Raw genomic sequence first — 11,265 nt, forward strand, 5'->3', positions numbered from 1 at the left:
CCATGGCCGCATACGAGCCGAAGAACCCGGGCTACCGCGCGGCTGCCATCGCCATGTTCGATCGCCAGCCGGCAATGCACACGCTCGGCATCGCGATCGTCCGCCTTGCGCCGGGCGAGGCTGAACTCGCCATGCTGCATTCGCCGGCCCTCACACAGCAGAACGGCTTTGTCCACGCCGGCATCATTACCGCAGGACTAGACAATGCCTGTGGTGTCGCTGCCTTCACCCTGATGCCGTGCGAGGCCGATATCCTCACCGTCGAGTTCAAGACCACGTTGCTCGCGCCGGCACGGGGCGAGCGTTTCGTCTTCAAGGCCGAAGTGGTCAAGCCCGGCCGCACGCTGACCTTTTGCGAGGCCAGGGCGTTTGCCGAGCACGAGGGCAAGGTCACGTTGATCGCCATGATGACCGGGACGCTGATGGCAATGCTGCCGCGCGTTGCGGCTGCGCAAGCGCCGCGCACGACCGCTGCATAGCGGTGATTGACAAGACTGCCGGCGCATCCCTTGATGCCTAAGTCATGCTTGCAAGCCTTGGTCTCATTCTGCTCTGCCAGTTGATCGGCGAAGCCGTCGTGCGCGGCCTCGGCCTGCCGATGCCGGGCCCGGTGCTTGGCCTCTTGCTGCTCCTCATCCTGCTGCTCGCGCGCGACCGCTTTGCGCTTCTCGCGCGCGGGCCGCTGCGTGATGATGGCGTCGAGACGGCGAGCAAGGGTCTGCTCGCGCATCTGTCGCTGCTGTTCGTGCCGGCCGGGGTCGGCGTCGTGCAGAAGCTCGATCTGCTCGCGTCCCACGGCATCGCCATCATCCTCGTGCTCGCGCTGTCGGTGGTCGTCACCCTGCTCGCAACCGTACTCACTTTCCGCCTGGTCAGCCGCCTGTTGAGGCAACAGGACGCGCGATGAAGGACAATCCGTTCTCGCTCTGGGTCTATCTCTCGCAGTCGCCGCTGCTTTGGTTGACAGTGACGCTGCTGGTCTATGCCGGTACGGACGCGGTGTCGCTGGCGACGCGGCGCCATCCGCTCGCCAATCCCGTGCTGCATGCGATGTGGATCGTCGGCGCGTTCCTGCTGCTAACCGGCACCTCCTACACGACCTATTTCGCCGGCGCGCAGTTCGTGCATTTCCTTTTGGGGCCCGCGACGGTCGCGCTGGCTGTTCCCCTCTATGAGAACCGCAAGCGCGTCGTCGCCTCGATCGTGCCGATGCTGGTGGCGCTGGTCGCGGGATCGGTCACGGCCGTGGTGTCCGTGGTGTTACTGGCCCAACTTGCCGGTCTGCCGCACGAAGTGGTTTTGTCGCTCGCGCCGAAATCCGTCACGGCCGGTGTTGCCATGGGCATCGCCGAATCCCTGCACGCCGATCCCTCGCTGGCTGCGGTTGCGGTTATCCTTACGGGCATTATGGGCGCGATCATCGTGACGCCGCTGATGAACCGCACCGGCATCAGCGATTTCCGCGCCCGCGGCTTTGCCGCCGGCCTTGCCGCGCACGGGATCGGTACCGCGCGAGCGTTCCAGGTCGACGAGATCGCCGGCGTCTTCTCCGGGATCGCCATGAGCCTGAACGCCTTGGTGACCTCCTTCCTGGTACCCTTGGCGGTCACGCTGCTGGTGCGATGACATCGGCGCCGCGACACTCTATATGAGCTGTAACAATTCCCAGTCTCGAACCGTATCGACGGAGATGGGACCGAAATGGAACGAGATATGGCTGGATTCAGGAATAAAGCCCTTGTGCCGACGCGGCGCGCGGCGCTGACGCTGATTGGGGCGGGCGCCCTTGTCGCGGGTGGAATCACCTCGGCGCGCGCGGCGACCGACGAAGACGAGGTGCTGACCGAAGCCAAGGTGCTGCGCGACCCGGATGTTCCCGTCGCCGGTAATCCCGACGGGAATATCAGTATTATCGAATGGTCCGACTATAACTGCCCCTATTGCCGCAAGCTCGAGCCCGAGTTGCGTCAGGTCATCCAGGACGACGGCAAGGTCAGGCTGGTGATGAAGGACTGGCCGATCCTCGGGCCGGTCTCGGTCACCGCCGCGCGGGCGGCGCTCGCGGCGAAATTCCAGGACAAATACCACCAGGCCCATGACGCCATGATGGGCGTCAGCTCGCGCCTGACCGAGCCACGCATCAACGAGTTGCTCGCGGCCGCCGGCGTCGACATGGATCGGTTGAAGCGCGATCTCGCCGACCACGCCAAGGACATCGACGCTCTGCTCAAGCGCAACAACGAGCAGGCCGAAGCCTTCGGTTTCCGCGGCACCCCGTCCTTCATCGTCGGCAAGTACCGCGTGCCGGGCGTGCTCAGCATGAACGAGTTCGAGCAGGTCATCGCCGACGCCCGCAAGGCCAAGATGAACTGAGCCGAGCGATATTCACCGCGCAAGACGAAGGCGCCGCCGCGGACCCGCGACGGCGCCTCATTTCATTCACGATACCACGTCGTTACTTCGAGGAGATGCGGACCCAGTCCTTGTGCGCGCGATCGCGCAGCGCGTCCCAGTCGGCTTTTGCGACATCCCAGTTCACGATGGTGCGATTGGTCGTCGCGACCTCGCCATTAGCAACCGACGACGTCTGCATGGAGTCATAGACATACACGCCGCAGCCGAGCAGCAGCGCGCCCAAAATCATTCCAAGAAACATCCGCATCGCGAAACCTCCAATGACGGGCGATAACGTCGACCCGGATCGATTGTTCCGCGACAGTGCGGCGCAGGTAAGGAGAGGTCGTTCATTCTCCATTCAGCCACTGCACCAGCTCCGCGTTGATCTCGCGCGGATAGGTATGGCTGAGATCGTCGATCTCGCGATAGGTGACATTCGCGCCGGCGGCGGCGAGGGCTGCCTGCGTCTGCCGCGCGGTCTGCACCGGAAACATCCAGTCGAGCTTGCCGTGCGTGATGAAGATCGGCAGGCGCTGCAGGCGTGTGGCGTCGGCCATCTCCGCCATCAGCGGGTGGAAGGTCGCCGAGACTGGCGCGAGATGCGTGAAGGGCGAGGCGCCGTCGAGCCCGGTGACGTAGCAGAAGGTGCCGCCGTCGCTCATGCCGGTCAGCAGCATGCGCGAGGCGTCGATGGTCCAGCGGCTGCGCACCGTTTCGAGAATGCGCGTGAGGTTGGGCGTGTCGGAATCGTCACCCATCAGGGCCCAGGTCGGGCCGGTCGCGGTCGGCGCCACCAGGATTGCACCGAGACTGCGGACGTCGCGCAGCCAGCTCCACAGAAACCCGCGGCCGTTGCCGCTGCCGCCATGCAGCGCCACCACCAGCGGCATGGCGCGATCGGGCGTATAATATTCGGGCACGTAGACCGAAAAGCCGCCGCGGCTGCCGGGCTCGTTGTGATCGTGGATGATGCCGGTGTGCGCGTCCGCGCCGGCTTCGAGCCGCGACAACAGGTCGGCATTCTCGCGCATGGCGGCGTTGAGGAAGAAGCTGCTGACCGGCGGAAACTGCACGGCCAGCGGATAGAGTGCCTCCTGCGCGCGCGGCACATGGCGCAGCGCGCGGAACACCGCGACGAGGTCGCCATTGCCACGCTCAACCTCGCGCAGGCTGGCAAAGGCGGCGAGCGTTTCGTCGCAGGCACGATCGAGCCGCTCGCGCAGTCCGGTGAACTGCCCCGGCCATTCTCCGATTGCCGCGCGCGCCGTTTGCAGCGCCTCGTCGGGAGCGCCGATCGCGTTCATCACGGAGCCGAAGGCCGGCGGGTGCAGGTTTCGCTGAAAGAATGCGAGCGCTTCCAGCGCATTGAGCAGCGGCGGCAGCACGGCCACGATGTCGTCAACGACGGCCTCGCTCATCGTCGTTTCCCTGCGTCAGTTCGCCTTGTCAGTGCAGCTTCGGCGCCTTCAAGAGCTTGAAGCGATCGGTCGAGGTCACCGTGACGTCGAAGGTGACGCCTTCATGATGTACCGTCAGCGGCACGTCGACGCCGGCGGCGCCGAGGCCCCACAGCTTCTTGTAGAAGCCGGTCTGGCTCGTGACCTTCTCGCCGTCGACCGCGAGGATGACGTCGCCGGTCTTGAGCTCGGCGCGGGCGGCGGGACCATTGGCGGAGATTCCGATCACCACCACGCGGTTGTCGATCTCGGTCGAAAAGAGTCCGAGCCATGGCCGTGCCGGCTTGTTGACGCGACCGAACTTGCGCAGATCGTCGAGGATCGGCTTCAACAGGTCGATCGGCACGATCATGTTGACGTGCTCGGCCTTGCCGTCGCGCTCGCGTTCGAGCTGCAGCGAGCCGATGCCGATCAGCTCGCCGCGCTCGTTGAGGAGCGCCGTGCCGCCCCAGTTCGGGTGCGCGGGATGGGTGAAGATGGCCTCGTCCAGCAGATATTCCCAGTAGCCGGCGAATTCCTGCTTGGCCACGATCTGGCTCGCGACCGAACGCGTGCGTCCCCCGGCGCCGCCGACCACGACGCGGTCGCCGAGCCGGGTCTCGGCCGAGATACCGAGCGGCAAGGGGGCGACGTCGAGCTGGCCGAGCGCCTGCACCAGGCCAAAGCCGGTGACGGCGTCGAAGCCGAGCACATGTCCTTCCACCACGCGCCCGTCTCCGACATGCAGCCACACGGACTCTGCTTCGGTGATGAGATAACCGATGGTGAGCACCAGCCCATCGTCGATCACGACGCCGTTGCCGGCGCGTTCGGTCCCCAGTGTCTCGGCGCTGAAGGCGTCCGGCGGGATGATGGCATGCAGGCCGACGACGGAGGCGAGCGCGCGGTCGAGATCGAAATCGTAATCGCTCGCACGCGGTTGATTGGCCGGCGGCACTCTCCATTCGGTCAGGGCGGGCATCGAGTTCTCCTGGCTGAGAGCATCGCTCCGCCGTGGCTAGCGGAACGACGCACGAAGCACGCATAATTTAGGCCGGAGGAGGCCGTCTTGAAAGCCTCGTTCCTAACTATTCCAGAGAACGCCGTGTGAAATCTTTGAAAGGCACAGGACCGGTTATGCACGGTCGGTCGGTCGGGCGGCTCTCCGGCATTGACCGCATGGCTGCTGTCCGGCGAGGTGCTAGGCGCCGTACAATGAAGCTGCTAACCATTGCCGCTTGGTTTGACCTAGAGATCACGGACCGAAGCATGGACAACCGCAGCGACATCTGGCGTGGCATCGACACGATCAAGGCACGTTTCATCGACCTCAGCGACAAGGTCTGGGGCATGCCCGAAGTCTGCTACACCGAGGCGCGGTCCGCCGTCGAGCATCTTGCCGAGCTACGTCATCAGGGCTTTCGCATCACCGAGCAGGTCGCGGGCATTCCGACCGCGGTGATGGGCGAATGGGGCGAGGGCGGACCGGTCATTGCCTTCATGGGGGAATATGACGCGCTGCCGGGCCTCAGCCAGGAGGCGGGCGTCGCGGAGCATCGTCCGGTCGAGACCGGTGGCCACGGCCATGGCTGCGGTCACAATCTGCTCGGTTCCGCAGCTCTCCTCGCCGCGACGGCGGTGAAGGACTGGCTTGCCGAGAACAAGGTGCCGGGTCGCGTGCGCTATTACGGCTGCCCCGCGGAGGAGGGCGGCGCGGCAAAAGCCTTCATGGTGCGCTCCGGCGCATTTGAAGACGCCGACATCGCCATCACCTGGCATCCGCACAGCTTCTGGGAAGTCGCGGTGACGCCGTCACTCGCCAACACCCGCGCCGACTTCATCTTCACCGGCCGCACCTCGCATGCGGCGGCCTCGCCGCATCTCGGCCGCTCCGCGCTCGACGCCGTGGAGCTGATGAATGTCGGCGTGAACTATATGCGCGAGCACATGCCGAGCGACGCGCGCGTGCACTACGCGCTGCTCGACACCGGTGGCATCGCCCCGAACGTGGTGCAGGCGCATGCGCGCGTGCGTTATTCGATCCGCGCCCGTGATCTGCCCGGCATGAACGAGCTGGTCGGACGCGTGAGCAAGATCGCGGACGGCGCGGCGCTGATGACCGAGACCAAGGTCGAGATGAAGATCATCTCCGCGGTCTCCAACATCCTGCCGAACACGCCGCTGGAGCACGCGCTGCACCGGGTCATGGAAGAGCTCGGACCGCCGCATTTCGACGACGCAGACAAGGGCTTTGCCACGGAGATCCGCGCGACGTTGAGCGACAAGGACATCGAGTCGGTCTATTACGCGATCGGCATGGAGCCGACCGACCGGCCGCTGGCTGACTTCCTGGTGCCACTCGATGCCAAGCGCAATCCGCTGGTCGGGTCGACCGACGTCGGCGACGTGAGCTGGGTGGTGCCGACCGTGCAGGTTCACGCACCCACGGTTGCAATCGGTACGCCCTTCCACACTTGGCAGGTGGTCGCGCAGGGCAAGAGCGCGCATGCCCACAAGGCCATGGTGCAGGCCGCCAAGGCGATGGCCGGCATCGGCATCAAGGCGCTGACGGACCCGGAGCTGATCAAGGCTGCCAAGGCTGACCTTAAGAAGCGGACGGCCAAGACGCCTTACGTCTGTCCGCTGCCAGACCACGTCGCGCCGCCGCTCGACATGTCCGTGGCGTAGAATTTCGCCTCGATACTTCGTCTGATCCGGCGATTAAATTTTCTGCAGTGCAGCGCGGAATTCAGCGCGTTTTGATGCTGGATTGCCGAACGGATGGGCTGCGGAATATGATTATGCCCAACAGACAGTCAGAAGACCGTTTGCATACACACGGTCCCGGTTGACGCGCGGCCCATTCGGTGTGCCATCTACCGCCAGCCAACTTGGTGGTCGCCCCGCGCGACCGCCTGCATCCATACGGGAACCAGACGGGGACAACCATGCTGGATAAAGAACTGCGTTCGATGATCGGTGACGTGAAGGACGGGCGGATGGATCGCCGCGGCTTCATTCAGCGCCTGGCTGCCGTGGGTCTCACCGCGCCTTTGGCCAACCAGATCCTCGCGCTTGGCGGCGTCGCGATGGCTGAGGGCGCCTCGACCTACAAGCCGACCAAGCGCGGCGGCGGTGGTGCGCTCAAGCTGCTGTGGTGGCAGGGGCCCACCCTGCTCAATCCGCATTTTGCCACCGGCACCAAGGACCAGGACGGCGCGCGCCTGTTCTACGAGCCGCTCGCCTGTTGGGATCCCGACGGCAACATGAAGCTGGTCCTGGCCGCCGAAACTCCCTCGATCCAGAACGGTGGCCTCGCCGCCGACGGCAAGTCGGTGACCTGGAAGCTCAAGCCCGGCGTCAAATGGCACGACGGCACGCCGTTCACGGCCGACGACGTCGTCTTCAACTGGGAATATGCCAAGGATCCGGCGACCTCCGCGCTGACGATCGCGACGCTCCGCGACATCACGGTCGAGAAGGTGGACGACCTCACGGTCCGCATCCTCTTCAACAAGCCCACGCCGTTCTGGGCCGACGCTTTTGTCGGGGCCCCCAATACCATCATCCCGAAACATCTGTTCAAGGACTATATGGGGTCCAAGTCGCGGGAGGCGCCGACCAACCTCTCGCCGGTCGGCACCGGCCCCTACAAGTTCGTCGAGTTCAAGCCGGGCGATCTTGTCCGCGGCGTGATCAATCCCGATTATCACATGGCGAACCGGCCCTATTTCGATTCGATCGAGATGAAGGGCGGCGGCGACGCCGTCTCTGCCGCGCGCGCGGTGATCCAGACCGGCGAATATGATTTCGGCTGGAACATTCAGGTCGAGGACGACGTGCTGCTGCGCCTGGAGAAGGGCGGCAAGGGAAAGACCGTCTACGCCGTGGGTGGCGACACCGAATTCATCGCGCTGAACTTCACCGATCCCAACACCGAGGTCGATGGCGAACGCTCCTCGATCAAGACCAAGCACCCGCTGTTTTCTGATCCGGCGGTGCGCAAGGCGCTCTCGCTGCTGATCGATCGCGAGTCAGTCAAGAAGGCGATCTACGGCCGCGCCGGCCGCACCACCGCCAACTTCCTCAACGGGCCCGAAAAATTCGTGTCCAAGAACACCTCGTGGGAGTTCAGCGTCGAGAAGGCCTCGAAGATCCTCGACGACGCCGGCTGGAAGCCGGGCGCCGACGGCATCCGCGAGAAGGACGGCAAGAAGTTGAAGCTCCTCTACCAGACCGCGATCAACGGGCCGCGCCAGAAGACGCAGGCGATCGTCAAGCAGGCGTGCCAGAAGGCGGGCATCGACGTCGAGCTGAAATCGGTCGTCGCCTCCGTGTTCTTCTCCTCCGACGTCGGCAATCCCGACACCTATTCCAAGTTCTACGCCGACATGGAGATGTTCCAGATCCCGCTGAGCCAGCCCGATCCGTCGCAGCATATGCGTCGCTACCTTTCGAACCTCGTCGCCACCAAGGAGAACAAGTGGCAGGGCACCAACTTCCCGCGCTGGGTCAACAAGGAGTACGACGCGACCATCATGGCCGCGGACGGCGAGATGGATCCGGTCAAGCGTGCGGCGCTCTACATCAAGGCCAATGATCTGATGTACCAGGACATCGTTTTCATCCCGGTACAGCACCGCCTGAAGGTCGAGGCGGCCGCCAACAATCTGCGCCCGGTCGTTTCCGGCTGGGCCAACGAGACCGACAATTTGTTCGACTGGTACCGCGAAGAATGATCACGCACGCCTAGAGCGGTCCTTCTTCATGAGCCAGTATGTCCTGCGTCGCCTCCTGATCGCGATTCCGAGCCTGCTCGGAATCTCGCTCGTGCTGTTTGTCGTGCTCGCACTCGCCCCGGGCGATCCTTTCTCGGAGCTGGCGACCAATCCGAACGTGCCGCCCGAAGTCGCTCTCGCGCTTCGGGCGAAGTTCGGCCTCGACGATCCGATCTACCTTCGTTACCTGCATTGGCTCAACGCCATGCTGCACGGCGACTGGGGTTTCTCCTTCGTCAGCCGGATGAACGTCGACACGCTCATTCTCCAGCGACTGCCCACGACGCTCTATGTGATCGGCTCGGCGCAGATTCTGGCGCTCCTGATCGCGATCCCGGTCGGGGTCTATGCCGCGACGAAACCTTATTCGCTGTTCGACCAGGTCGCCAACACGCTCGCCTTTGTCGGCTTCTCGCTGCCGACCTTTTTCACCGGCATCCTGTTCATCCTGATCTTCTCGGTCACGCTGGACTGGCTGCCTTTCGTCTACACGACCGACATCAAGGGCACGGGTATTCACTGGGTGCTGGAGATGATCCGTCAGGCTATCATGCCGGTGGCGGTGCTCGGCCTGTTCCAGGCTGCGTCGATGACGCGTTTCGTGCGCTCGGCGATGCTCGACGTGATCCGACTCGACTACGTCACCACCGCGCGCGCCAAGGGCATCGGCCAGCGGCGGGTGATCATCAAGCACGTGATGCGCAACGCGATGATCCCGGTCGTCACGCTGATTGCGTTGCAAATCCCGGCGGTGTTCGGCGGCGCGATCGTCACCGAGCAGATTTTCCGCATCCCCGGCATCGGCTCGCTGCTGATCTCCTCCATCCTTTCCAACGACACGCCGGTGGTGATGGCCGTCACCTTCGTCTTTGCGTGCCTGGTCGTGCTGTTCAATCTCATCGCGGACGTTCTTTATGGCTGGCTTGACCCTCGCATCTCCCTCCGCTGAGCGGCGCGTCTACTCGCCCTGGCGCGAGACGTGGCGGCGCTATAGCCGGCACAAGCTTGCCGTGGTCAGCGCGTTCCTGCTCCTCGTTCTGATCCTGGCGGTGGTGGTCGGCCCCTTCGTCTGGCGGGTCAAGATCGACGACATCGACATCGTGGCGGGCATGCAGGGGCCGTCGCTGGCCCATCCCTTTGGCACCGACGATCTCGGGCAGGATATCCTCGCCCGCATGATCTATGGCGGGCGCATCTCGCTCGCGGTCGGTCTCGCCGCGATGCTGGTCTCGGTCTTTGTCGGCGTGTTGATCGGCGCGCTCGCTGGCATGTCGCGCGGCGCGCTCGGTCATGGGCTGATGTGGCTCACCGATCTCTTTCTGTCGCTGCCGCAATTGCCCCTGCTGCTGCTGCTGATCTATCTCTTCCGCGACGGGCTGAAGGCCGCTTTCGGCCCCGAGGGCGGCATTTTCATCCTGATCGTGCTCGTGATCGGTGGCTTGCGCTGGATGCCCGTCGCCCGGCTCGTTCGGGCGCAGTTCCTGTCGATCCGTGAGAAGGAATTCGTCGAAGCCGCGCGCGCGCTCGGGGCAAGCCCGGTGCGGCAGGTAGTGCGCCATATCCTGCCTAATGCGCTGGGTCCGGTGATCATCGCCGGCACCATCGACGTGGCCGCCGCCATCATCGCGGAATCGACGCTGTCCTTCCTCGGCCTCGGCTTCCCTCCGGATACCCCGACCTGGGGCCGGCTGCTCTATGATGCCAAGGACTTTCTCGACATCGGCCCGCACTGGGCGCTGTTTCCGGGCGGCGCGATCTTCATCGCGGTGGTCGCCATCAACTTCATCGGCGACGGCCTGCGTGACGCGCTCGATGCGCGGCGGGTGATCTGATGGCGCCGCTGCTCGAGATCAAGGGACTGAAAACCCACTTCTCCACCGACGACGGCATCCTCCAGGCCGTCGACGGTGTCGACATCTCCATCAATCGCGGCGAGACTCTCTGCGTCGTCGGCGAATCCGGCTGCGGCAAGACCGTCACCGCGATGTCGATCCTCAAGCTGATCGCGATGCCGCCGGGCCGCATCGCGGCGGGCGAGATCATCTTCGAAGGCCGCGATCTCGTGCCGCTGACGAGCAGTCAGCTCGACGAGATCCGCGCCAAGGAGATCGGCTTCATCTTCCAGGAGCCGATGACCTCGCTCAATCCGGTGCTGACCATCGGCGAGCAGATCGCCGAAAGCCTGCGCCGCCATGAGAACGTCACCAGGAAACAGGCGCTCGAGCGCACCATCGAGATGCTCAAGCTGGTGCAGATTCCCAATGCCGAAGGCCGGGTGCACAACTATCCGCATCAGTTCTCCGGCGGCATGCGCCAGCGCGTGATGATCGCGATGGCGCTCGCCTGCAAGCCGAAGCTGATCATCGCCGACGAGCCCACCACGGCCCTCGACGTCACCATTCAGGCGCAGATCCTCGACCTGCTCCAGGACATGAAGGAACGTTTCGGCATGGCGGTGATGCTGATCACCCATGCCATGGGCGTCGTCGCCGAGACCGCGCAGCGCGTCGTCGTGATGTATGCCGGCAAGGTGGTGGAGGAGGCGTCTGTCGACGAGCTCTTCGGCAATCCCGGCCATCCCTATACCCAGGGACTGATCCGCTCGATCCCGCGCATCGATCTCGCCAGCGAGCACAAGGTGCGGCTGGAGGCGA

12 protein-coding genes are annotated in these 11,265 nt (G+C 64.4%); 9 read left to right on the plus strand and 3 right to left on the minus strand.

Annotation, left to right across the window (positions count from 1 at the left end; translation table 11 throughout):
• Nucleotides 1–2 precede the first annotated feature (2 nt).
• The 4 genes from IVB47_RS26005 to IVB47_RS26020 all read left to right on the plus strand — a co-directional run bounded on the left by IVB47_RS26005 (nucleotide 3) and on the right by IVB47_RS26020 (nucleotide 2,373).
• A complete protein-coding gene (locus IVB47_RS26005; protein WP_247465587.1) occupies nucleotides 3–479 on the plus strand; it encodes a PaaI family thioesterase in 477 nt (158 codons plus the stop codon).
• Between the two features lie 44 nt (nucleotides 480–523).
• Entirely contained in the window at nucleotides 524–907 is a 384-nt protein-coding gene (locus tag IVB47_RS26010) for a CidA/LrgA family protein (protein WP_247406828.1), read from the plus strand.
• On the plus strand, nucleotides 904–1,626 hold the full coding sequence (locus IVB47_RS26015) for an LrgB family protein (RefSeq protein ID WP_027565645.1): 723 nt from the start codon (nucleotides 904–906) through the stop codon (nucleotides 1,624–1,626). The genes IVB47_RS26010 and IVB47_RS26015 overlap by 4 nt, the downstream gene beginning before the upstream one ends.
• Nucleotides 1,627–1,713: 87 nt before the next feature.
• The gene (locus IVB47_RS26020) at nucleotides 1,714–2,373 is read left to right on the plus strand and encodes a DsbA family protein (protein ID WP_027565644.1); all 660 of its coding nucleotides are present in this window, start codon (nucleotides 1,714–1,716) and stop codon (nucleotides 2,371–2,373) included.
• Nucleotides 2,374–2,455: 82 nt separating this feature from the next.
• Here the strand turns inward: IVB47_RS26020 and IVB47_RS26025 are convergent, their stop codons facing one another.
• The 3 genes from IVB47_RS26025 to IVB47_RS26035 all read right to left on the minus strand — a co-directional run bounded on the left by IVB47_RS26025 (nucleotide 2,456) and on the right by IVB47_RS26035 (nucleotide 4,815).
• Nucleotides 2,456–2,662, minus strand: coding sequence for a hypothetical protein (locus tag IVB47_RS26025; RefSeq protein WP_027514183.1), 207 nt, complete (start codon nucleotides 2,660–2,662; stop codon nucleotides 2,456–2,458).
• 82 nt (nucleotides 2,663–2,744) lie between these two features.
• The gene (locus IVB47_RS26030; RefSeq protein WP_247465590.1) at nucleotides 2,745–3,815 is read right to left on the minus strand and encodes a phospholipase; all 1,071 of its coding nucleotides are present in this window, start codon (nucleotides 3,813–3,815) and stop codon (nucleotides 2,745–2,747) included.
• A gap of 28 nt (nucleotides 3,816–3,843) precedes the next feature.
• Nucleotides 3,844–4,815: a S1C family serine protease gene (locus IVB47_RS26035; protein WP_247465592.1), complete on the minus strand. Its 972-nt coding sequence runs from the start codon at nucleotides 4,813–4,815 to the stop codon at nucleotides 3,844–3,846.
• 287 nt (nucleotides 4,816–5,102) lie between these two features.
• On the opposite strand from IVB47_RS26035, the gene IVB47_RS26040 reads away from it, so the two are divergent.
• From IVB47_RS26040 to IVB47_RS26060, 5 genes are all read left to right on the plus strand, one after another.
• On the plus strand, nucleotides 5,103–6,521 hold the full coding sequence (locus IVB47_RS26040; protein WP_247465595.1) for a M20 family metallopeptidase: 1,419 nt from the start codon (nucleotides 5,103–5,105) through the stop codon (nucleotides 6,519–6,521).
• A gap of 260 nt (nucleotides 6,522–6,781) precedes the next feature.
• Nucleotides 6,782–8,572: a peptide ABC transporter substrate-binding protein gene (locus tag IVB47_RS26045; protein WP_247465597.1), complete on the plus strand. Its 1,791-nt coding sequence runs from the start codon at nucleotides 6,782–6,784 to the stop codon at nucleotides 8,570–8,572.
• A 28-nt stretch (nucleotides 8,573–8,600) separates the two neighbouring features.
• Nucleotides 8,601–9,560, plus strand: coding sequence for an ABC transporter permease (locus tag IVB47_RS26050; protein ID WP_007597394.1), 960 nt, complete (start codon nucleotides 8,601–8,603; stop codon nucleotides 9,558–9,560).
• On the plus strand, nucleotides 9,526–10,443 hold the full coding sequence (locus tag IVB47_RS26055) for an ABC transporter permease (protein WP_007615333.1): 918 nt from the start codon (nucleotides 9,526–9,528) through the stop codon (nucleotides 10,441–10,443). Before IVB47_RS26050 ends, IVB47_RS26055 begins: the two co-directional genes overlap by 35 nt.
• A partial coding sequence (locus tag IVB47_RS26060; protein ID WP_247465600.1) for an ABC transporter ATP-binding protein occupies nucleotides 10,443–11,265 on the plus strand: 823 nt, incomplete at its 3' end. The genes IVB47_RS26055 and IVB47_RS26060, both read left to right, overlap by 1 nt.

It is taken from the genome of Bradyrhizobium sp. 62 (assembly GCF_023073035.1).
Classification (GTDB): Bacteria; Pseudomonadota; Alphaproteobacteria; order Rhizobiales; family Xanthobacteraceae; genus Bradyrhizobium.